Source organism: Dorea sp. MB18-49 (genome assembly GCF_023669465.1).
GTDB classification, from domain to species: domain Bacteria; phylum Bacillota; class Clostridia; order Lachnospirales; family Lachnospiraceae; genus Dorea_A; species Dorea_A longicatena.
On the sequence record NZ_JAMOYX010000038.1, the window covers coordinates 1 to 21,969 of the forward strand.

The window sequence follows — 21,969 nt, forward strand, 5'->3', positions numbered from 1 at the left end:
GTAAGCGCTTAGTTTTTGGGTAACTAGATATTCGCCCTTTTCTAACTCATAATAATAGAAGATAGATTTTTACTCCACTTCTTTGATAGAAAGTAGAAATTTACTACATTTGGAGGTTTCATTATGAGTGATAAACGTGCACCAAGGCGTTCTTTGGATGATTGGATGGAGCTGGTAACTGAATGCAGGCAAAGTGGATTAACAGACGCTGCATGGTGTGAAGCACAAGGTATTTCTCCAAGTTGCTTCTATAATGCCGTTTCCCGTCTGCGCAAAAGAGCCTGTCAGATACCAGATCCGATTGGCAAAGCCAGCACTCTTGATCTTACATCCCACAAACAGGATGTCGTTCAGATTGCTATAGAACCGGAACTTTCTCCGGCAGAACTGTTTCAAGATGAAAGAAGCAGTTCTATGTACCTTGACAATTCACATACGATTGAGATTGAAGCAAAAGGATTAACAATCCGTATGAGCAATACTGTTCAGCCTATGCTTCTAAAAATTTTAATGGATGCATTAAAGGAGCCATTATGTTAGCGGACATTTCCAATGTCGATGCAATCTATATCGTTTGTGGCAGAACAGATATGCGTAAATCTATCGATGGATTATGCGCAATTATTCAGGAGCAGTTCTCTATGGAAATCGACCATTCGCTCTATCTATTCTGTGGACGCAAATGCGACAGGATTAAAGCTATCTTAAAAGAGCCTGACGGAATTGTTATGATCTACAAAAGACTCACCGCCCAAGGCTCTTACCGGTGGCCCCGGGATAAATCAGAAGTCCGGAATCTCACTTGGAGAGAGTTCGACTGGCTGATGTCAGGCATCGATATCGAGCAGCCAAAAGCTATTAAAACCACTTAAACTGTACGGCAAAAAAATACACATAAAAGCACTGGATTTCCTTGAAAATTCAGCGTTTTTCAAGCCTCTTATTGACCCGTTTTCCTAGGAGTTTTCCATGATTTCTGGTATAATAAAAGTATCAAAAACCGGGAGGGAAACGCAGTGGCAGACAGTTCTAAAGGCCTTCAACTCCGTGAGTTGAAAGACATGATCAACGATCTGAAAAAAATGATAAAAACACTTCAGGCAACTGTAGATGCCGCTAACAAACGGGAAGAGGCTCTTACTCAGGAACGGGATAATTTAAAGGAAGAAGTGGATCTGCTTCGCAAAAAGCTTTTCGGTTCTTCCAGCGAAAAACGTTCCATGGATGTTCCGGGACAATTGAATTTATTTAATGAAGCCGAACTGGAACAGAATCCAACTATTGCAGAACCAGAAGCGTTGGAAAGTCTTTTGCCTGAGAAAGAGACAAAAAAGCGGAAATCCCGTGCAACTAACGCAGAACGGTTCAAAGGGATTCCAGTAGTCAAAAAATATCTGGATCTTCCGGATGCAGAAAAAGTCTGCCCTGTTTGCAACGCTCCTCTGGTAAAAATCGGTGAAGAATTCGTACGCCGCGAACTTTCCTTCGTACCGGCAAAGTTAAAAGTGATCGAAATATACAGCTTAAATTATATTTGCCCGGAATGTAATAACGATGACGTTACTGTTATCAAAAAGGGAAAAGACGGCCATGCACATATGCTTCACGGTATGGCTGCGGCAGATACTATCGCCTGGGTCATGTATCAGAAGTTTTGTAACAGTCTTCCTTATACCCGGCAGGAAAAAGACTGGGAACAGTACGGTGTTGCTATCACAAGAGCAACGATGGCAAACTGGGTAATCCGTAATACATTGGATTATTTCACCCCGATGTATGATTACTTCCACCGGCAACTCTTAAAAAGGGAATTCGCAATGGCAGATGAAACACCACTCCAGGTATTACACGAATCCGGTAGGCGTGCACAGACCAAATCTTACATGTGGTTATTCCGCAGCGGGGAAGATGGCGGATTCCCAATCATCCTTTATAAATATTCAGAAACCCGTGCCGGGAATAACGCAGTAGAATTCCTTGAGGGATTCAAGGGATATCTGATGTGTGATGGTTACAGTGGTTACAACAAAGTTCCTGATGCCAAACGGACAGCATGCTGGGCACACATCCGCAGATATCTGACAGATGCGATTCCGAAAGGAAAGCAACTGGATTATACACAGCCATCTGTTCAAGGCATGATGTATATCAACCAGCTTTTCCATTTGGAAGATGTCATTAAAGCGAAGTACTCATCCTTCGATGCTATCAAGAAAGCTCGTCTTGAGAAAGAAAAGCCGATAGTAGAAGGCTTTTTGTCGTGGCTTGATAAACAAAATCCAGTCCGTGGATCAAGGATGGATAAGGCAGTTACCTATATTCAGAATCGCCGATCCTATCTTATGACCTATTTGGAAGATGGTCACTGCAGTTTTTCTAATAATCTCAGTGAAAACGCTATTCGTCCGTTTACAGTAGGCCGGAAAAACTGGCTGTTCTGTGATACTCCAAACGGCGCCCAGGCCAGTGCTATCGTCTACACAATGGTAGAAATGGCGAAAGCAAATGGAGTAAACGTCTATCACTATCTAACCTATCTTCTGGAAAAACTCCCGAATGATAGGATGAGCGATGAAGAGTTAGATAGGCTTGCCCCATGGAACGAAGAAGTCAAAGCTGAAATCGAACGTCGTGCAAACGACTCAAATCAATAATCAATCATATGTGAATTATCAAGGTGCTCCGGTTGCAGAAATGTGGCCGGGGATTTTTGTATCCATGTCTAAAATTTAAGCGCTTACGACTTAACAACCGCATTAGGGTGGAATGATGCAGATAATCTTCCGATTACATTGGCAACACAAATGAAGAAGATATTACAAGATGAACCATTTGTGTATAATGAAGGTATTTTGCATCATGAAGAGGGAGTAGATATTATTCCGACTAACATTGAATTATCGGGCATGGAAATTTCGCTGGTAAATGCTATGAGCAGAGAGCAGACTTTAAAGCTGTATCTGGCAGATTTGAAAAAGGATTATGATTATATCCTGATTGATTGTATGCCTAGTTTGGGAATGTTGACCATCAATGCGTTAGCTGCCGCAGATAGTGTAATTGTTCCAGTGCAGGCTCATTATCTTCCACTAAAGGGCATGACACAGTTAATGAAAACAATCGGTAAGGTACAGAGACAGCTAAATCCTAATCTGAAGATTGAGGGAGTATTGCTGACACTTGCAGATATGAGAACAAAACTTGCAAGGACAACAGAGACTAGCCTTAGAGGAAATTATGGAAAGCATATTAGGATTTTCAAAACTGTTATTCCAGTGGCTATCACAGCAGCAGAAAGCAGTGCAGCAGGACAGAGCATTTATGAGTATGACAAGAATGGAACTGTTGCAAAGGCGTATACAGAATTTACGAGGGAGGTGATTCAGTGTGGCGAAAAGCAGAGAAATAAACATGAATCTTCCCTCAGCCGATGATCTTTTTACAACGCAAGAAGAAAGAGACCAGAAGAACCAGGAATATGTAAAAAATATTTCTATTTATGAAATTACAGACTTCCCGAATCATCCGTTTAAGGTAAAAATGGACGATAAGATGTTGGAAACAATTGAGAGTGTCCGTGCTCATGGTGTATTAGTGCCTGCACTTGTCAGGGAAAAGCCAACGGGTGGGTATGAAATGATTTCTGGACACCGCAGGAAAATGGCAAGTGAATTGGCAGGAAAAGAGACAATGCCATGTATTGTAAGAAATCTTAGTGATGACCAAGCAGTCATTGTTATGGTTGACAGCAATCTTCAGCGAGAAGAAATCTTACCATCCGAAAAGGCATTTGCATATAAGATGAAGTTAGAGGCTATGAAGAGACAAGCTGGACGTCCAAGAAAAAATTCTGTGCCAGTGGCACAGGAATTTCGAGGAAAGACTTCAAGAGAAATATTAGGTGAGCAAGTTGGAGAAAGCCAAGACCAAATCCGCCGTTATATCCGCCTTACAGAACTTATCCCAGAAATCCTAGAAATGGTCGATGATAAAAAGATTTCTATGCGTCCGGCGGTGGAGCTGTCTTATTTGCCGAAAGAGGAACAGGAGATATTGTACGACACCATGGAGTCGGAGGCTTGTACCCCAAGTCATGCACAGGCAATTAAAATCCGCAAATTTTCAGCAGAGGGCAGGTTGAATGAAGATGTTTTGCTGTCGATTATGTCAGAAGAGAAGCCAAATCAGGTAGAGCAGTGGAAAATCCCGAAGAACCGACTGAAAAAATACTTTCCATCGGGAACTACACAGCAGAAAATGGAAGAAACCATTATCAAAGCACTGGAATTATACCGGAAACGGGAAAAAAGCAGGGAACGATAGGCATTTTGACACCAAGGGAAAAGTCTATCCGTTGGTGGTCAATGAGAAATCAGCCTTTTTCTGTTTTCCCCTCCCCACACCCTACCCCTTTGGTTTACCAGCAGATTACCAGCCGAAAAGACAATAAGGAGCCGGGGACCTCTTCTCTTTCGGCAGGTCAAAGATTCCCATACCCTGCATGATAGCAGGGAGTAAACAGCATAAAGCAACAACAGGCGTTCCAGATGGACGTCTTTTTTGATTGAAAAGAAAGGAATTGTAGAAAATGAAGAAGATATGGAAACGAGTGTGTACAGGGATTCTTGCCCTGACCACGATTTTAACTGCATTACCGATCACATCGGTTCAAGCAGCGGAAACACAGTATTGGACGGAATCCTCAGAGAGAGTCGGATATATTGAACATGTGATGAATGATGGAACCATTCATTCTACATTCAATGAAGGTCACATGCGAGTAGAGGGCGAAACAGCCTATTGTGTAGATATTAACACCGGATTCAAAAATGGGTATAAAACTAGACACGATGCAAGTGCTAGCATGAGTGCTGCACAGATCGAAGATGTGGCATTGTCACTGGAGTATGTAAAGCAGTATAGAGGCAGTCATAGTAACCTGAATGCAAATCAGGGATATCTGCTGGAACAGTGTGTAGTATGGCAGAGACTCAGTGAACAGTTGGGCTGGAAGTGCGATAATGTCAGAGCTGCATATTCTGAGATTTCACAGGATATTCAGAATGAAGTGTATGCAGGAGCGAGAGCATTTGTACAGGCAAACAAAGGTCGCTATAAATGTGGCGGATATATCTATACTGGTGAAGGACAGGATCTTGGACAGTTTTGGGCAGAACTGAGTGTCGGAAATGCGAAGGTAAAAAAGACAACTGCAAATGAGATTGTCACAAATGGAAATGCGATGTATTCCATTGTTGGAGCAACCTTTGGCATATTTTTAGACCAGAATTGTAGTAATCAGATTGGAACACTTACAACAAATGAAAATGGCGATACGAATGAAGTTGAAGTAACTGCAGGGACTGTTTACATCAAAGAGCTTTCTGCACCGAAAGGATATAAGCTGGATACGACAGTACGCAGTCTGAAAGTTGAAGCCGGAAAAACAGCCGTATTAAATGTTTCCGATGTTCCGAAAGTAACAGAGACATTGGTAGATCTGTTCAAGATTGATATGGAGACAGGAAAAGCAACCGCACAGGGAAATGCAGCACTGTCAGGAGCAGAGTTTACCTGGCATTATTATGACGGATTTTATACAAAAGATAACTTACCAGAGAAAGCAACACGTACCTGGGTTACAAAAACGGTGGCAGAAAAGAGCAGTGACGGAAGTATTCATTATGTGACAAAACTGTCAGATGCTTACAAAGTATCGGGAGATGCATTTTACATTCAGAATGAAAAAAGTGTATTACCACTTGGAACACTGACTGTTGAGGAGACAAAAGCACCAGACGGATATTTACTGGACGGAGCTTATATGCAGGCAGGAGACAGTACAGAACAGATAAAAGGAATGTATCTGACACAGATCACAGAGGACGGAGAACTTGCAGTTCTTTCCGGAAGAAACCAGTATTCCGTATCTGACCAGGTAATCCGAGGTGGTGTGAAGATTCAGAAACGTGATTTAGAGACAAAAGATACCAAAGCACAGGGAAGTGCCACATTAAAAGATACTGCATTTGCAATTATTTCTTTGAACGAAAATTCGGTTCTGGTAGAAGGAAAGCTATACAAAAAGAACGAGACAGTTAAGACGATTCAGACAGGGATTGACGGAATTGCAACAACGACGGCAGATTTACTTCCGTATGGTAAATACAAACTGGAAGAAACCAAAGCACCGGAAGGTTATCTGACTGACGGGGCAAAAGCGATTGAATTTTCGATTACGGAAAATGGAAAAATCGTAGATTTAACAGACGAAAGCCATTCCATTTACAACCAGATTAAACGTGGAGATTTAGAAGGAGTAAAGATTGGAGCAGGTACACATAAGAGGCTTGCAAATGTTCCTTTTAAGATTACAAGTAAAACAACCGGAGAGAGCCATATCGTAGTGACAGATAAGAACGGTCAGTTTTCAACTGCTTCTGATTGGGCGTCTCATAAGAAAAATACAAATGCAGGGAAATCCAGTGAGGACGGTATCTGGTTCGGAACATCAGAGCCAGACGACAGCAAAGGGGCATTACTTTATGACACTTATGAGATTGAGGAGTTATCTTGTGAATCCAACAAAGGTATGAAGCTGATTCCGGCATTTGAAGTTGTTGTCAGAAGAAATAAAGTAACCATCGACCTTGGGACATTGACCGATGAGTATGAAAAAGAGATTAGCATTCATACAACCGCAACAGACAAGAAAACGGGCGAAAAGGTAATTGTTGCAGGAAAGAAAGTAACGATTGTGGATACAGTTACTCTGGACGGTCTGGAAGAAGGCAGAAAGTACCAGTTAAAAGGCTGGCAGATGCTGAAAGAGGAAAATGCAGAACTGCTCATTGATGGAAAGCGTGTGGAGAGTGATTACACTTTTGTTGCTGACAGCGAGAAAATGAAAGTAGAGATTTCTTATACGTTTGATGCATCAGAACTTGGTGGACAGAATCTGGTTACATTTGAAGAATTATATGACCTGAAGAATCCGGAAGAACCTGTAAAAGTTGTAGAGCATAAGGATATTGATGATAAAGGTCAGACAGTCCTGATTACGGAGCGAAAGATTTCGATTCATACCACAGCAACTGATAAGAATGGCAAGAAGGAGATGGAAGCTGGAAAAGATCTGACGATCGTGGATACGGTTACTTTAGAAGGACTGGAAATTGGTACAAACTATAAGCTGTCTGGTTGGCAGATGGTTAAGGCAGAAAATGCAAAGCTGATCATTGATGGCAAAGAAGTTACCAATGATTATGAATTTACAGCGGACAAGGAAAACATGGAAGTGCAGATTGAGTTTACTTTCGATGGCAGCACTCTTGGAAGAAAACAGCTTGTAACCTTTGAAGAACTGTATGATATAACAAATCCGGAAGAACCGAAAAAGGTAACAGAGCATAAGGAAATCAACGATGAAGGTCAGACTGTAACCATCAAAGAAGTACCGGAAATACCAACCCCAGAGACACCGGGTACTACTACAAAAACCAGTAACACTCCGAAAACAGGAGACACTGCAAATGCAATTTTATGGATAGCCATTCTGGTATTATCAGCAGCCGGAATCACAGGAGTTTGTATCTGGAATAAAAAGAAACAGGTTAAGAGATTAGGAATTGAAGAAAAGAAAGAAGAGGAGGAGTAAAACAGAGGGCGGCGATAAGCTGCCCTTTGATGATGAAATGGGAAAAAATCAGAAAGCAATAAAAGTATTACAGCGTTTATTTGATGCCGGATACGGAACGGAAAAAGAGATTGTCAATATGGCGATGGATGAAATGCTTGCTTTGCCGGGAGTGAATGTAGCAGATCTGTGCATTATCAGTGAGCTGCAGAAAAGCATTAAGGCAAACAAAGTGATAAGCTATTTGTCAGGGAAAAAAGAAGTAAAGGAAGAAACGAAAGGAGCAGATTATGGTGGAACAACCTAAATATTTGGAAATGACATTATCACAATTGAAATCATATGTGGAATCTTCAGAGAGTAATGTTTTTTTGGTTGTAGAATTTCCAAAAGGAGATCAGAAGGATGGAGAATGAATTGGAAGTTGTGAATATCCGTCTGGTAAAAGAGCCGTCTCTTTATAGTGAGCAGACGTTGGACAGTCCACAGGCTGTTGTAGAATTGATGGCGAAGGAGTTATCTCAATATGATAGAGAAGTATTTTGTATCCTGAATATGAAAAATAACGGACAGGTAATCAATATGAATCTGGTCAGTGTTGGAACAATCAATGCATCTTTGGTAATTCCCAGAGAAGTTTTTAAGAGCAGTATTCTGGCAAATGCTTCTGCAATCATTGGACTTCATAATCATCCCAGTGGCAATGTGAAACCGTCAAAAGAGGATATGATTGTTACGAGAAAGCTGCAGAAGTGCGGACAGCTACTGGGAATAGAATTGCTGGATCATATCATTGTCGGTGGAACTAATGGAAAGATGCTCAGCTTCCGAGAAGAAAAGATGTTGAATGTGACAGGAAGGATGGATTGGGAGAGATAGAAGAAAAAAGAATTAGAAGTTTTTATTTATTGTAATATTTCATGTAGCGGCATTAGTAAAATAGTGTCGCTACAAAAAGCTGACTTATACATTGATATTATATGCATAACTCAAAATAAAATTGTTAAAAATAGAAAAAGAAACAATATATAACGAAAAAATCTCTAAATAAGAAAAAATCACATTGACTGAGAGAAGAGCAAAACATATAATAAAGGTGGAGGTGTATAAGAATGTTAGTAAAAGTAAGTGTTGAAAATTTTAAATCTTTTGATAAAGCAGCAGAGCTGACAATGATTTCCTCAAATAAAATACGAACAAATGCAAATCACAGGTTAAAGATAAAAAGTACCCAGTTATTAAAATATGCAGTCGTTTATGGAGCAAATGCATCTGGAAAGACCAATCTGGCATTGTTCTTTAAATTTTTTAAAGACAGTGTCTGCAATGGTATTCCGATAGAAGCTACACAGATGTTTTGTAAGAATCGGCAGGAGAATAAGGAACGAGAAAGTAGTTTTGAAATTCAGATTACTGTAGGTGACAAATTTTATGCCTATGGTTTTTCTGCAGTTTTAAGCAGACGAAAAGTAACCGGAGAATGGTTATATGAATTATATCAGAACGGTTCAGCAAAATGTCTCTTTGAACGAGAAGGAAGTAAACGTCCGGTGTTAAATGAGAGCATTACTTTGACAAATACAGAAAAAAACAAATTTGAAACTTATGCAGATGACTTTGAAGGAAATGAAACATCTTTGTTCCTGACGGAAATGAATCGTGGGAAAAAATATAGCACACGATCAAAATTACTGTTCTTCCGGGATGTATATGACTGGATTCAGAATCATATTTCGATTATCACACCGGATACCCCGTTGATTGATCTGGAGTACTACTATGATGACAATTCGTTGAAGCTGATTAATAAATTGATCAAAACATTTGATACGGGTATTAGTCAGGTAAAAATCGAAGAAATTACATTGGATGAGTTATCAAATGCATTGCCGAAATCAGTATTTGATAAGATGATGCAGCATGTAAAAAATAGAATGGAAGAGCAGGAAGAACCATCATTCAGAATGACGATGAGGTCGAAGGAAACTTTCTTTAATATCGAAGTTGAAGGACATTCTGAACCGAAGGTCACAACAATCCGGTTGCATCATAATAAGTCATTTTATGAGTTCGGTTTTGACGAAGAGTCTGATGGAACAAGAAGATTATTCGATTTGATGGATATGCTGTTGAATAAACGAGAAGATGTTCTTTATGTTGTGGATGAATTGGAGAGAAGCTTACATCCGAAGCTGACAGAACGATTTTTGCAATTGTTTATGCAGCTACATGATGAGCAGCGTATGCAGCTATTGTTCACTACACATGAATCATCCATTATGGATCAGGCTATTTTTAGGAGGGATGAAATCTGGTTTGTAGAACGTAACGCAGAAAATGCAAGCTCTATTTATTCCTTAGATCGTTTCAAGGAGAGGTATGATAAAGTGTTGAGCAAGGCATATCTGGAAGGCAGGTATGGTGCGATACCAGTATTTTCAACATTTGACTTTAGAGAGGAGGAGTAGCCTTGGCTCCAGTAAGAAGTTATACGAATTGGAATAGTAGAACTACAGATGAAGAAGAACAGATTGAGCCTTATCGTAAGTACTTTTTCATATGTGAGGGTGCAAATACTGAAACATGGTATTTCAAAAAGTTAATTGATATCCGAAAAGAGTTAAATATTCATCCATTGATCGATATCCGGTTACTTGAAAAAACAGAGGGAGACAGGGACATTTCATTTCCAAGACGTTTGATTGAGTTTGCAGAAAATCAGAAAGAAAATCCAGAAATAGCGTTTGATAAAGAACGGGATAAGATGATTGTTGTATTTGATGGAGACATTTTTGAAGAGAAGGTACTTGATTATGATGAATTGGTAGCAGAAGGTGAAAAGAATAATATATTAGCGGTCAGCAATCCGGCATTTGAATTGTTCCTGCTGTTGCATTATGAAAACTCATACGAAGATGACATTGAGCCAAATGCTGAACAGATTATCCAGAATGAAAAAGATGGACATCAGACATTTATCTATAAGTTGTTACTTGCCAGAACAGGAATCAATCCAAAGAAGAATTCCTCAATTGGAGAACTGGCGAAGAATATAGAGATTGCTATTGAACAGGAAAAGAAAATCAATGAAGATATTCATCAGTGTAAAGGACAGATTACGTGTAATATAGGTCGGATTATTGATGAGATTCGGAAAGATGATGGAAAATAAATATGGATAAAGCGGAGAAGTGTTTAGAAAGAAGAAACAATAAAAGAAAAATATATTACAGGACAGAAAAAGGTTATAATCTTGTGAACCAAGCCCAAGAAATGATCACAAGAGAACGATGTGTAGTATTGGATGAAAAGCAGATCTTAATTCCAGGATGCGAAATTTGGTTTACAGATGGTGAAGTGATTGATGCATTTGCAACTAAAGAAAATGAAACGTACTATATGTTCATAAATAAAGCCATTATAGAAGAACAAAAAGAGTATTTAGAAAAATTAAATTGGAAATTTTTAATTGATTCGGGAATAAAAGAAGAATATATAGATTCACTTATAGAATATGGACTATATTTTGTTATCTTTCATGAATACGCTCATATTTTATGTGGACATGTCGAAGCTAATTTGGAAGATCATGAGGATAAGAAAGCAGAAGAGTGTGAAGCAGACATGTTTTCCATGGATTATCTTATTAATTTTTTGCTTCATACAAAAGAATCAATTGAATGGAGTTCGGAGATTGAAAAATTATTTTTAGCAATTTATTTTATGATGGAAAATTCCCAAGCAAATGAATATCGAGAATTCTATAATGATAAATTAATTCAAAACTATTATGATCCAGAAAGAATTGAGAAAAGAGGTCATCCGTTAAATGCACAAAGAATAATTTATTTATATGAAATGTTAAATATTCTAATTGTAGATGAGAAAGTTCAATTATTGCCAATTAGAGAGGGTATAATTAATAAATTAAAAATTGTAAAAAACATAAGTGAGAACAGAGATTCCAATGTTAAAAATTACAATGTAATTAATGATTCTATTAGACAGTTGAAACAGAGTTTGATTAATATTCGAAAAAAAATCCCGCGATTAACGGATTGATTTTTTGCGAATAGATTTAAAAGTTGAAACGAATAGGAAAAGCATACATAGCCAGTTGGTTCCACCCCAAGGAATCGCCTGGCTATTTTCATGCCCGGATATTATCCCAATAATATCAATCCAAGGCAGGGAAGGAGATGAAAATTATGCCATATATACCACCATCGGTCGTGCGGGAGGTTAAGCGGATGGATTTGCTTACGTACTTGAAAAATTATGAACCATACGAATTAGTTCACTTTTCTGGCAACACCTACACTACCAGAACACACGATAGTTTGAAAATATCAAATGGGAAATGGATGTGGTGGAGTCAGAGAACCGGTGGCAGATCAGCACTGGATTATCTGATCAAAGTAAGAGGATACAGTTTTTTAGAGGCGGTTGAATTGCTTGCAGAACAGGCAAATATTCAGCCGCCTCTTTCTGTATCTGAGAATGTTCCGATGGAGAAACAGTTACTGTTGCCAAAGAAAAATCAAGATGATCAGAAAGTGATTGCGTATCTTTCAGGCCGTGGGATTGATAAGGAAATCATTCAGTTTTGTTTAGAGTCTGGAAGAGTTTATGAAAGCGCATTTCATCACAACGCGGTGTTTGTAGGGATGGATGAGAAAGATAATCCGAAATATGCAGCTATTAGGGGAATCGGAACCAGTTTTATCGGAGAAGCAAATGGAAGCGATAAGAATTACTCTTTTTCCATTTTTACAGAGAAACCCCAAGATACGGTGCATCTGTTTGAGTCAGCCATTGATCTGCTATCTTATGCAACATTGCAGAAATTGGAGGGGAAGGAGTGGAGAAGAGAACATTTATTGTCATTGGCAGGTGTCTATCAACCAGCAAAAGAAATTGAAAAAAGTAAAGTCCCTGCAGCGTTGGCCAGGACATTAAAAATGCATCCAGAGGTGAAGACAATCGTTCTGCATTTGGACAATGACCGTATTGGGAGACTTGCCACAAAAGCAATTTCTGCAGTGCTTCCAAAGCAATATCAGGTAAAAGATGTACCGCCAAAACAAGGAAAAGATTACAACGATCTGCTCTGCATCAAGTTAAATCTGGCAATTACAAAGCGAGAAAAAAGCACGAAAAAGAGTATGTCTGGTCATGAAAATATGAGAGATAGAAGGTGAAAAAGAACATGAAAATTGCAAAATATGAGCTGAAGGTCGTGCATAAGAAAAAGCTGATTTTGACGATGGAAGACGATGTGGACAGTGAAGAACTGTTGAAGATTTTTCTGAAAACACAGTCGAAAGAAGAAAAAGAACAGAGTGAATTACTTGGAATTATTGCTGAGAAAGTGTCAGAAGAAAGTTGTACAGAGCAGTGTGAAAGTTGTCAAAAGTATTGTCCGGCAAGTGAAGAATGTATGGCAACTGATGAAAATGTACGATGCACAAAGTGTGAATACTTGTGTGAAGCTTGCGGGATTTGTGAACTGAAAAAATAAAAAAGCAAGTGCTTTTTCGGCAAGTAAATCTTCTGATACCCGGAACAGTGAGACGGGTGCAGAAGAATACACAATACCAGCAAGCAACGCCTTTGGATTACCACACAGTTTTCCTGTCTGGCAGTCCGGCGGCAGCTTGTCAGGGAGAATCCCTGAAACCCTCAGAAAATGAAAAAGGAGAAAGTAACAATGTTGAAGTTTATTTGTGGAGTATTAGTAGGTGGCATTATAGGAGTAGTGTTGATGTGCCTGTTACAGATTAACAAGATTCAGTAGACAAAAAGAAAGGAGATACAAGATGCTGGTTGAAGTATCAATGAAAGACAAGAAGAAAGCAGAAAGACGATATCAGGAATATTTAAAGAAAATGAACAAGAAGAAGGGAGAACAGAAGAAATGATTGCAAAAGAAATGATAGCAGAAAAGGTATTTGCGGAAGGTGTAGCAAAAGACATCCGGAATTTTCTTCCAGCTAAATATGAGAATGCAGAATTTCAGGTAATGCAGATGAATAAAAATAATGGAGTCCAGATGGTAGGAGTCCAGGTAAGACTGCAGGAAGAAAATGTGTGCCCAGTTGTCTATGTAGAACCGTTCTTCAATGAAATACGTTTGGGTGAACCCGTTGAGAAAGTGATGAATGAAATTGCAAGATGCATGGAAGAAGCAGGCAATGTTCCGTTTTTGCACAGTGGTATCAACCCAATGGATTATGATTCAGTGAAGGAGCATCTGGCAGTGATGCTTGTGAACACCCAGGCAAACAAACGAATGTTACAGGAAATGCCTCATGAAAATATGGAAGATCTGTCGGCTATCTGTTATGTGGATTTTCCGGTAGAGTCTAACGATGGAAAAGCGACTATGAAGGTGAAAAATGAACATCTTAAGATGTGGAATGTGGATGCAAAGGAAATGTTCCAGCAGGCCAGAGCAAATACACAGCCTGTAAATACACCGATTCTTCAGTCAATGGACGAAATGTTGTTGAGTATTTTTAATGAAGAAGGACATGCAACAAACCTGTTAGATGAAAATGTTGATTTTGGACTTCGTTCACATGATATGCTGTATGCACTTACGAATGTAGAAAAGCAGTATGGAGCATCTATGATCACACAGCCAGAAGTTTTAAATAAATTGGAACAGCTTTTTCCAGAAGGATTTTATGTGTTACCGTCATCTGTGCATGAAGTTCTGATTGTTCCGGATAATGGAGAGATGGAACCGAAAATGCTTGGTGAAATGGTACGGGAAGTAAATAAAAATGAAGTGGAACGGCAGGAGGTTCTCTCAGACAGAGTTTACAGTTACGATAAAGAAAAACACCAGATTCGCCAGGAACCAGATTCTATACAGAAAGTAAAGGAGATGGAGCGTTGAGAAAACGTAATGTAGCAATTCTTTTCCGATTGAACAAAAAAGAAGCAGAGGCATTGGATAAGAAAGTAAAGAGAAGCGGACTGAACCGGGAAGCTTACCTGAGACAGTTGATTTCTGGTGTTGTTCCAAGAGACGCACCGCCACCAGATTATTATTCTATGATGCGGGAGCTGCATAAAATTGGAAATAACTTAAATCAGATTGCGCAGAAAGCACATGTGTTAAATGTGGTAGATGTGCAACGTTACGATCAGGAAGTGCGGAAGTTCAATGAAGCAGTCCGTAAGATTACAGAAGCAGTAATACTTCCGGAAAAAAATGAATCATGGCAGTGACATCAATCTGGAGCATTAAAGGTTGGATTGGAAAAGTAATCAATTATGCGGAGAACCCGGACAAGACGAAAGAGAATAACGAAGGGCAGATAGTCGAGGATCAATCACGATCCGCACAAGGACTGGAAGATGTGCTTACCTATGCAGTGAATGCAGAAAAGACCAGACAGAGACAATCTGAATCAATGGAAATAGAACTTGTCGGAGAATCGGAAGAACTGATGGAACAGTATGTATCTGGAGTGAATTGTTCACCGACAACCGCCAGAGAAGAAATGATTGCAGTCAAAAAGCGTTTTGGAAAGGAAGGCGGGATTGTAGCGTTCCATGGATACCAGTCTTTTGCACCGGGAGAGTGTACACCTGCAATGGCACATGAGATTGGAAAGAAGCTGGCAGAAGAATTGTGGGGCAGTCGGTATCAGGTATTGATCGCAACCCATTTGGATAAGGCGAATCATCTGCACAATCATTTTGTGGTGAACTCAGTTTCATTCCTTGACGGGAAAAGATACCACAGGACAAATCAGGATTATCGGGATATGCGAATGATGTCGGACCGGTTATGTAAAGAATATCAGTTATCGGTTGTCGGGCAGCCGGAACAGGGGAAAGGAAAACATTATGCCGAGTGGCAGGCAGAACAGGAAGGAAAGCCGAGTTATCACAGCATGGTAAAAGCAGATGTTGATGAAGCAATCCGAAAAGCGAGGACTGAAAAACAGTTCTTTTTTTATTTGCGGGAAAAAGGATATTCTTTTAAGTTCGGGAAAGACATCACTATTCGTCCGGAAGGGCGAGAGCGAGGTCTGAAGCTAAAGCGGAACTTTGGAGAGAATTATTCGCTGGAAGCAATCCGGGTTCGGATTCTGGAAGAAAATGAATTACCTGCCGAGAAGAAAATTTCAGTTGGGAAGTATTACCGGATTCAGGTATCCGGCAACTTTAAGCAGACAAGAAAAATCAGAGGGCTTCGGGGATTGTATCTGCACTACTGTTATCTTTTAGGAATCCTGCCGAAGAACCGCCTGTCAATATCTGCCAAACAGGTGCATGTATTGTTCCGGGAGGATTTGTTAAAACTGAATACCATTTCAAAAGAGACGAAGCTGCTCTGCCATTATCACATTGATACTGCGGAGCAGCTTTTTTTGTTGAAAGAAAGTTTGCAGAAGAAAATGGAGCAGTGTGCGGAGGAACGGAAGTACTTGCGTTATAAGATTCGGGCAGACAGACCGGAAGAAGAAATAGAGGAAATGAAAGAGCAGATAAAAGTTCTGACAGAGAAAATCGGAATGCTCAGAAAGAAGACAGCACTTTGTGATGGAATCGCCGCACGTTCCAAGGTAATCGAAGAAAAATTTAAGACGGTGCGGGAAGAAAAAGAGAAGAAGGAGGAACAAAGCCATGAACACATCAGGCGAAGCCGCTGATCAGGTGGTACGAATGTCGTTGGAAGTCGGTGAAGCAGCATTGAAGATCAGTGGTACAGGTGCGAAGCATCTGGCAGTGATGCTGTATACAGTCTTAAAAGAGAAGAAAAAGACAAAAGGCAGAGTAAGACTTGAAACATTGGTTAAATCAGGTAGACCACTGACGGTATTTTCGGTGAAAGAAAGTGATCTGAAACAATTCGTGCAGGAAGCAAAGCGATATGGCGTGTTATATTGTGCAGTCCGAAATCCCAAAGGAAGCAGTGACGGACTGGTAGATGTGATTGTAAAGGAAGAAGATGCACCAAGAATCAACCGTATCGTAGATAGATTCCAGTTTGCATCTGTAACGGAAGCAGCGAAGATTAAGACGGAAATTGAGCGGACACGTGCAGAAAAAGCAAAAGCCGGAAAATCAGAGAAGCAGGAAAAGAAGCCGGAAAAAGTACAGGTTCAGCAGGAAAAACAGGGACAGGCAGAACCGGAGAAAGATTATCCGCAGAAATCCAAGGAGGATCAGCTTATGGATGAGCTTTTTGGAGAGCCGGTAAAGAAAGAGGGGAAGGAGCAAAACCCCTCTTTGGCAAAGACGACCAAATCCCGTCTGTCCGAGCCTACCTCAAAGAGGCAAGAGAAAACCGCAGAGGGTACTTCTAAGCTATTTATCTCGGAAAAACCAGAGAAACCATCGGTCAGAAAGGAACTTCGGGAAATACAGAATGCAAGGAAGAAAGAAGCGGAGCGGCGTGAGAATAGAAATGATCCGGTGAGAAATCAGGGAAATAAAGACCGGAATCAGATTCGCCACCAGCAGCCACAACAGAAACGAAAACCAAGGAAAGGGAAAGAGAGGTAAATTTTATGGATAATAGTTTTGATTCTTTATTAAATGCATCGGCTGTACCACAGGATGAAAAGGTACAGGCATTTATTGCGGAAAGCAAAAATAACAGGAATCGCTGCTATGAGTTGTCAGAGCAGGTAACCGCACAAGTGGCAACGGATGGGAAAATGCTGCAGAAGTATCTGGATGTACAGAGTACCTTTGATCGATATACTACCAATAATGCACTTCTGATTCTGGCACAAAGACCAGATGCACAGAAATTAGGTGACTATGGATACTGGAGAGATCATGGATTTTATTTAAAACGTATGGAACGACAGAATCCAGTTCTGATTTTAGAGCCAGGAAAAACATATAAGCGTGAAGATGGTACAGTTGGAAATTATTATAATGCGAAAAAGCTATATGATATTTCTCAGACTACAATGTCCGATACAACAATTCAAAAGTCAGAATATGAAGAACATGATTTAATCCGGGCGTTAGTCAGTACACCTCCGGTAAATATTGTTGCAGCAGAACCAGAACAGATGCCGGATGAAAAAGGAGCATTTTTTAAACCGGAAGAAGGTTGTATTTATGTAAGAAAAGGGATGAGTGCACAGGAAATCTTTCAGAATCTTGTGCCGGAATTGGTATTTGCCGGATATGCGGATGGGAATCCGCACTATGATAAAAATGAAGATGCATTTCATGTATCGTGTGCGTCTTATATGTTGTGTAAAAAATATGGAATAGATACCAGTCGATATGATTTTTCACATGCACCAGAGTTCTTTGAAAAAATGGAGACTCAGGAAGTGCGGGCGGAACTTTCCAGAGCCAGAGATGCAGCGAATGCAATTTCCGCAAGAATGGAAAAGGTACTGGATCAGAATCGAAATGCAACTTACCGACAGTCAGAGGCTGAAAAAACCGGGCAAGACAGTTCTGAAAATGTGAAAGATAAGAAAGAAAATCCAGAGCCTGAAAAGAAAGAACAGAAATCCAGAGGACAACATAGAAAAGAAGCACGCTAGAAAAATTCGGGAAAGGAGAATGCAAAATGAGCAGTGATACGATTACGTTAGAACTGGACAAATATGAGAGCGGTGTAGTGTTCCATTCCCTGAAGGACAAGCGGAATCAGATGCTGAAAGAGGGAAAAGATACGGAGCTTGTCGATGATGTTTTAATGAAAGTCATTGAGAAAATCGAAGTACCGCCGGAGAAGGAAAAGCGAGGACGCAGAAGCCATGAAGAACGATGATGAGCAGAGCAGTCTGATGTTGGCGGTGATTGGAATTATCCCGGTTATCTGGTTTGCGTTACTTGTCGCACCTTATCTTTCGTCTGGTCTTATGGGGATTCTGGATGGAGTCCCGGAAGCAATGAACCATCCGTTTTCCATTCGGTTATGTGGGGACAGTGTAAAAACTGTCCTTATTTTTTTGCTGTCTTACGGCATGGGAATCGGGATTTATATTTCTACCAAGAAACATTACCGACGAGGTGAAGAACATGGTTCTGCTAAATGGGGAAATGTGAAGAAAATAAATCGCAGATACAAGGAGAAGCGGTTTACAAAAAATAAGTTGCTGACCATGCATGTGCAGATCAGTTATAACATGAGGAAACATTTGCGAAATGTATTGACGGTTGTGATTGGCGGTTCTGGTTCCGGAAAGACCAGATTTTTTGCAAAGCCGAATCTGATGCAGGCGAATACTTCTTTTGTGGTTTTAGATCCAAAAGGAGAAAATCTAAGAGATACTGGGTATCTTCTGGAAGAAAAAGGATATGAGGTAAGAGTGCTTGACCTGATCAACATGGAAAAGAGCCATTGCTATAACCCGTTTGTATATTTGAAGGACGATAACGATGTGCAGAGATTGGTAACGAACCTATTCAAAGCGACTACACCCAAGGGAAGTCAGTCGAACGATCCGTTTTGGGATACTGCAGCTTCCATGCTGTTGCTGGCACTGATTTTCTATTTACGGTATGAAGCACCAGAGGAAGAACAGAATTTCCCGATGGTAATGGAAATGTTACGTGCCGGAGAAGTCAGAGAGGATGATGACCAGTACCAGTCACCACTTGATGAACTATTCGAGCGGTTGGAAATGAAGAACCCGGAACACATCGCGGTGAAGTATTACAAAGATTATCACTCTGGTAGTGCCAAGACATTAAAATCCATTCAAATCACATTAGCAGCAAGACTTGAAAAATTTAACTTATCCAGTCTGGCAGCACTGACCGCAACTGACGATTTAGACCTGCCATCACTGGGAGAGCGAAAAGTGGCTTTATTTGCGTTAATCCCGGACAACGACACCAGTTACAACTTTCTGGTGTCAATTTTGTATACCCAGTTATTTCAGCAGTTGTTCTATCTGGCAGACCATAAATACGGCGGGAGACTTCCGGTTCATGTGCATTTCCTCATGGACGAATTTGCAAATGTTTCACTGCCAGATGACTTCGATAAGATTTTGTCCGTTATGCGTTCCAGAGAAGTGTCAGTCAGTATTATTTTGCAGAATCTGGCACAGTTAAAGGCATTGTTCGAAAAGCAGTGGGAAAGCATTATGGGAAACTGTGACGAATTTTTATATTTGGGTGGCAACGAGCAGGGGACGCATAAATATGTCAGCGAACTTCTGGGAAAGGCAACGATTGACACGAACACCTATGGAAAGTCAACGGGACATTCCGGGAATTATTCCACCAATTATCAGAATACAGGGCGGGAGCTGATGACACCCGATGAAGTTCGCATGTTGGATAACCGATATGCGATTCTTTTTATTCGTGGAGAACGACCAATTTTAGACGAGAAATTTGATATTTTAAAGCACCCCAATGTGGGACTTACAACTGACGGAAACGGAAAACCATATCTGCATGGAGCAGTTGACCGGGCAGTGGCAAGTATCTCACTGGGAGACAGCTTAGAAGGTGAACTCACAGACGATGCACTGGAATCGGAAGATTACGAATTATTATCTGATGAAGATTTGGAAGAAATTATACAGAAATATGAGTAAATCCAAGAAAAATATATAGGAGGCTATCAAAAAATGAAGTTAGATATGCGAAAGAAGCAGGAGAAGAAAGAAACAATAAAAGTAACGAAAAAGCTGCCAATGACAGCAAAAATGAAACGTGCCATGGCAGTGTATATTGCAATGGTACTGATTATGACAGCAGGAGCAAGTACCGTATTTGCGGCAGACGATCCACTGACCGTAATCAATAATCTGTCCACATTTATCTTTGGACTGATTCGTGCTATCGGAATGATTTTACTGGGATTTGGAATTGTGCAGGTTGGTTTATCACTGAAATCTCACGATCCAAGTCAGCGAGCCAATGGATTCTTAACATTAGCAGGTGGTGTAATCATTACATTTGCAAAAGAAATCTTGAATTTGATTACGGGTTAAGAAGAATAGAAAAATAAAAGAAATGGGACGGTGCAGGCCCATATGGAGCCGCACCGTTCCGACTAAGACAGGAGGTGTTTAGAACGTGTCAGATAACTGGGTAGTACAGAACTTGCAAAATGCTTTGGATACCTGGAACAGTAAACTTGCGGAAATCTGGCAGATACTCACACAGTCACCGGAAAACTTTAAAGGTGGCGGTATCTGGCAGGTGATTGTGCAGATTCATGGAGCGTTGCAGGCAATCGGCTATGCCTTGTTAGTGCTTTTCTTTGTAGTCGGAGTGGTCAAGACTTGTGGCAGTTTCACAGAGGTAAAAAGACCGGAACACGCATTGAAAATTTTTATACGCTTTGCGATTGCAAAAGGCGTAGTCACGTATGGATTGGAATTGATGATGGCACTTTTTAATATTGTACAGGGAATAACGAGTACGATTATGAAGACAGCAGGATTTGGAAGTACGGAAGATACAGTATTACCGGACGAGATTATAAAGGCAGTAGAAGATTGTGGATTTTTTGAAAGTATCCCACTATGGGCGGTGACACTGATCGGTGGACTGTTCATTACGGTATTGAGCTTCATTATGATTATGAGTGTATATGGAAGATTTTTTCGATTATATCTTTATACAGCCATTGCACCGATTCCGTTATCTTCCTTTGCAGGAGAACCAAGCCAGAATTTCGGAAGAAGTTTTTTAAAGTCTTATGCAGCAGTGTGTCTGGAAGGAGCAATCGTGGTGCTTGCCTGCATTATTTTTTCACTATTTGCATCATCACCGCCAGTAGTCGATCCGGACGCAGCAGCAGTGACTATGGTGTGGAGTTATATTGGAGAATTGATTTTCAATATGCTTGTACTGGTCGGAGCAGTGAAGATGTCAGACAGGGTAGTACGGGAAATGATGGGATTGTAAAAAGGACGCCCGAAAGCATCCTTAAAATTTATTCTACAATGTTGTTGCTGTTGTTATACCGCATATTCCCCTGAGAATCAAAATGAACAGAATCTAAAGGAATCCCTCTCTGTCTGGCACGAGAAATCTGGAAGGACATATCATCTTTCATAGCTTTGTAGTATTGATGTTCCTGCCATTTGCGTCGCAGAGCAAAAATCCAGCTGAGAACAGAAAAGGCAGTCAGCAGATAGAGGATTGCAAATGCAAGTTTCTCATGAGTTGCTGTCCATGGATTCAGAATTGTGGAAACAGCAAGAAAGTATAACAGCGGTAAGGTCAGATTTAATCTGGCAGCAATCCGAAACAGCAGAGAAATCAGGAATAGAGCAACGGTAACAACAAGTGAAATCATAACAGTGATTGGCATAGGTCAGTCCCCCTTTCATTTACCCAAAGTGTAACAGAACAGGAAAAATATA

At 40.3% G+C, this 21,969-nt stretch carries 23 protein-coding genes and 1 pseudogene; 23 read left to right on the top strand and 1 reads right to left on the bottom strand.

Annotated features, from left to right (window positions below; translation table 11 throughout):
- Positions 1-123: 123 nt before the first annotated feature.
- From tnpA to NCY30_RS11080, 23 genes and pseudogenes are all read left to right on the top strand, one after another.
- Positions 124-540, top strand: coding sequence for an IS66 family insertion sequence element accessory protein TnpA (gene tnpA / locus NCY30_RS10970; protein WP_117989149.1), 417 nt, complete (start codon positions 124-126; stop codon positions 538-540).
- Positions 534-872 (top strand): IS66 family insertion sequence element accessory protein TnpB, encoded by a 339-nt coding sequence (tnpB, locus tag NCY30_RS10975; RefSeq protein ID WP_024852967.1) that lies wholly within the window; start codon positions 534-536, stop codon positions 870-872. The genes tnpA and tnpB overlap by 7 nt, the downstream gene beginning before the upstream one ends.
- Before the next feature lie 144 nt (positions 873-1,016).
- On the top strand, positions 1,017-2,654 hold the full coding sequence (gene tnpC / locus NCY30_RS10980; RefSeq protein WP_173785295.1) for an IS66 family transposase: 1,638 nt from the start codon (positions 1,017-1,019) through the stop codon (positions 2,652-2,654).
- Between the two features lie 87 nt (positions 2,655-2,741).
- Positions 2,742-3,434, top strand: a pseudogene (locus NCY30_RS10985) (ParA family protein); the annotation flags it as partial.
- The gene (locus NCY30_RS10990; protein ID WP_201853809.1) at positions 3,412-4,323 is read left to right on the top strand and encodes a ParB/RepB/Spo0J family partition protein; all 912 of its coding nucleotides are present in this window, start codon (positions 3,412-3,414) and stop codon (positions 4,321-4,323) included. The pseudogene NCY30_RS10985 and the gene NCY30_RS10990, both read left to right, overlap by 23 nt.
- A 265-nt stretch (positions 4,324-4,588) precedes the next feature.
- Positions 4,589-7,657, top strand: a complete 3,069-nt coding sequence (locus tag NCY30_RS10995) for a VaFE repeat-containing surface-anchored protein (RefSeq protein ID WP_250818745.1) — start codon at positions 4,589-4,591, stop codon at positions 7,655-7,657.
- Positions 7,629-7,943, top strand: coding sequence for a hypothetical protein (locus tag NCY30_RS11000; protein ID WP_082432805.1), 315 nt, complete (start codon positions 7,629-7,631; stop codon positions 7,941-7,943). The genes NCY30_RS10995 and NCY30_RS11000 overlap by 29 nt, the downstream gene beginning before the upstream one ends.
- Before the next feature lie 98 nt (positions 7,944-8,041).
- Positions 8,042-8,515 carry a JAB domain-containing protein gene (locus NCY30_RS11005; protein WP_006426187.1) on the top strand — a complete coding sequence of 158 codons (474 nt, stop codon included), beginning with the start codon at positions 8,042-8,044 and terminating at the stop codon, positions 8,513-8,515.
- A gap of 233 nt (positions 8,516-8,748) precedes the next feature.
- A complete protein-coding gene (locus tag NCY30_RS11010; protein ID WP_055157265.1) occupies positions 8,749-10,104 on the top strand; it encodes an AAA family ATPase in 1,356 nt (451 codons plus the stop codon).
- Between the two features lie 2 nt (positions 10,105-10,106).
- Entirely contained in the window at positions 10,107-10,808 is a 702-nt protein-coding gene (locus NCY30_RS11015; protein WP_055157267.1) for an RloB family protein, read from the top strand.
- A 2-nt stretch (positions 10,809-10,810) separates the two neighbouring features.
- Positions 10,811-11,698, top strand: coding sequence for a hypothetical protein (locus NCY30_RS11020; protein WP_250818746.1), 888 nt, complete (start codon positions 10,811-10,813; stop codon positions 11,696-11,698).
- Between the two features lie 146 nt (positions 11,699-11,844).
- Entirely contained in the window at positions 11,845-12,837 is a 993-nt protein-coding gene (locus NCY30_RS11025) for a DUF3991 and TOPRIM domain-containing protein (protein ID WP_172676487.1), read from the top strand.
- An 8-nt stretch (positions 12,838-12,845) separates the two neighbouring features.
- Positions 12,846-13,157: a hypothetical protein gene (locus NCY30_RS11030; protein WP_055157337.1), complete on the top strand. Its 312-nt coding sequence runs from the start codon at positions 12,846-12,848 to the stop codon at positions 13,155-13,157.
- 189 nt (positions 13,158-13,346) lie between these two features.
- Entirely contained in the window at positions 13,347-13,433 is an 87-nt protein-coding gene (locus NCY30_RS11035) for a DUF3789 domain-containing protein (RefSeq protein ID WP_101872451.1), read from the top strand.
- A gap of 120 nt (positions 13,434-13,553) precedes the next feature.
- Entirely contained in the window at positions 13,554-14,540 is a 987-nt protein-coding gene (locus NCY30_RS11040) for a DUF5688 family protein (protein ID WP_006426178.1), read from the top strand.
- Positions 14,537-14,875 (top strand): plasmid mobilization protein, encoded by a 339-nt coding sequence (locus tag NCY30_RS11045; protein ID WP_055157273.1) that lies wholly within the window; start codon positions 14,537-14,539, stop codon positions 14,873-14,875. Before NCY30_RS11040 ends, NCY30_RS11045 begins: the two co-directional genes overlap by 4 nt.
- Positions 14,866-16,308, top strand: coding sequence for a relaxase/mobilization nuclease domain-containing protein (locus NCY30_RS11050; protein ID WP_055157275.1), 1,443 nt, complete (start codon positions 14,866-14,868; stop codon positions 16,306-16,308). Before NCY30_RS11045 ends, NCY30_RS11050 begins: the two co-directional genes overlap by 10 nt.
- Complete coding sequence (locus NCY30_RS11055) at positions 16,283-17,164, top strand: DUF3801 domain-containing protein (RefSeq protein WP_055157277.1); 882 nt, start codon at positions 16,283-16,285, stop codon at positions 17,162-17,164. Before NCY30_RS11050 ends, NCY30_RS11055 begins: the two co-directional genes overlap by 26 nt.
- A gap of 5 nt (positions 17,165-17,169) precedes the next feature.
- Entirely contained in the window at positions 17,170-18,174 is a 1,005-nt protein-coding gene (locus NCY30_RS11060) for a hypothetical protein (RefSeq protein ID WP_055157279.1), read from the top strand.
- 26 nt (positions 18,175-18,200) lie between these two features.
- Entirely contained in the window at positions 18,201-18,404 is a 204-nt protein-coding gene (locus NCY30_RS11065) for a hypothetical protein (protein WP_005342524.1), read from the top strand.
- Entirely contained in the window at positions 18,391-20,187 is a 1,797-nt protein-coding gene (locus tag NCY30_RS11070; RefSeq protein WP_055157281.1) for a VirD4-like conjugal transfer protein, CD1115 family, read from the top strand. Before NCY30_RS11065 ends, NCY30_RS11070 begins: the two co-directional genes overlap by 14 nt.
- A 33-nt stretch (positions 20,188-20,220) precedes the next feature.
- On the top strand, positions 20,221-20,586 hold the full coding sequence (locus tag NCY30_RS11075) for a hypothetical protein (RefSeq protein ID WP_009243983.1): 366 nt from the start codon (positions 20,221-20,223) through the stop codon (positions 20,584-20,586).
- 85 nt (positions 20,587-20,671) lie between these two features.
- Positions 20,672-21,508, top strand: coding sequence for a hypothetical protein (locus NCY30_RS11080; protein WP_250818747.1), 837 nt, complete (start codon positions 20,672-20,674; stop codon positions 21,506-21,508).
- Between the two features lie 28 nt (positions 21,509-21,536).
- On the opposite strand, the gene NCY30_RS11085 is transcribed toward NCY30_RS11080, so the two are convergent.
- Complete coding sequence (locus NCY30_RS11085) at positions 21,537-21,917, bottom strand: hypothetical protein (protein ID WP_055157285.1); 381 nt, start codon at positions 21,915-21,917, stop codon at positions 21,537-21,539.
- Between the last annotated feature and the right edge of the window lie 52 nt (positions 21,918-21,969).

Excerpts from the sequence above, each read along its gene's own strand:
- tnpA (WP_117989149.1), top strand. The coding sequence starts at position 124 with ATGAGTGATAAACGTGCACCAAGGCGTTCTTTGGATGATTGGATGGAG.
- tnpB (WP_024852967.1), top strand. The coding sequence starts at position 534 with ATGTTAGCGGACATTTCCAATGTCGATGCAATCTATATCGTTTGTGGC.
- NCY30_RS10990 (WP_201853809.1), top strand. The coding sequence starts at position 3,412 with ATGAATCTTCCCTCAGCCGATGATCTTTTTACAACGCAAGAAGAAAGA.
- NCY30_RS10995 (WP_250818745.1), top strand. The coding sequence starts at position 4,589 with ATGAAGAAGATATGGAAACGAGTGTGTACAGGGATTCTTGCCCTGACC.
- NCY30_RS11005 (WP_006426187.1), top strand. The coding sequence starts at position 8,042 with ATGGAGAATGAATTGGAAGTTGTGAATATCCGTCTGGTAAAAGAGCCG.
- NCY30_RS11010 (WP_055157265.1), top strand. The coding sequence starts at position 8,749 with ATGTTAGTAAAAGTAAGTGTTGAAAATTTTAAATCTTTTGATAAAGCA.
- NCY30_RS11020 (WP_250818746.1), top strand. The coding sequence starts at position 10,811 with ATGGATAAAGCGGAGAAGTGTTTAGAAAGAAGAAACAATAAAAGAAAA.
- NCY30_RS11025 (WP_172676487.1), top strand. The coding sequence starts at position 11,845 with ATGCCATATATACCACCATCGGTCGTGCGGGAGGTTAAGCGGATGGAT.
- NCY30_RS11030 (WP_055157337.1), top strand. The coding sequence starts at position 12,846 with ATGAAAATTGCAAAATATGAGCTGAAGGTCGTGCATAAGAAAAAGCTG.
- NCY30_RS11035 (WP_101872451.1), top strand. The coding sequence starts at position 13,347 with ATGTTGAAGTTTATTTGTGGAGTATTAGTAGGTGGCATTATAGGAGTA.
- NCY30_RS11040 (WP_006426178.1), top strand. The coding sequence starts at position 13,554 with ATGATTGCAAAAGAAATGATAGCAGAAAAGGTATTTGCGGAAGGTGTA.
- NCY30_RS11050 (WP_055157275.1), top strand. The coding sequence starts at position 14,866 with ATGGCAGTGACATCAATCTGGAGCATTAAAGGTTGGATTGGAAAAGTA.
- NCY30_RS11055 (WP_055157277.1), top strand. The coding sequence starts at position 16,283 with ATGAACACATCAGGCGAAGCCGCTGATCAGGTGGTACGAATGTCGTTG.
- NCY30_RS11060 (WP_055157279.1), top strand. The coding sequence starts at position 17,170 with ATGGATAATAGTTTTGATTCTTTATTAAATGCATCGGCTGTACCACAG.
- NCY30_RS11065 (WP_005342524.1), top strand. The coding sequence starts at position 18,201 with ATGAGCAGTGATACGATTACGTTAGAACTGGACAAATATGAGAGCGGT.
- NCY30_RS11070 (WP_055157281.1), top strand. The coding sequence starts at position 18,391 with ATGAAGAACGATGATGAGCAGAGCAGTCTGATGTTGGCGGTGATTGGA.
- NCY30_RS11075 (WP_009243983.1), top strand. The coding sequence starts at position 20,221 with ATGAAGTTAGATATGCGAAAGAAGCAGGAGAAGAAAGAAACAATAAAA.
- NCY30_RS11085 (WP_055157285.1), bottom strand. The coding sequence starts at position 21,917 with ATGCCAATCACTGTTATGATTTCACTTGTTGTTACCGTTGCTCTATTC.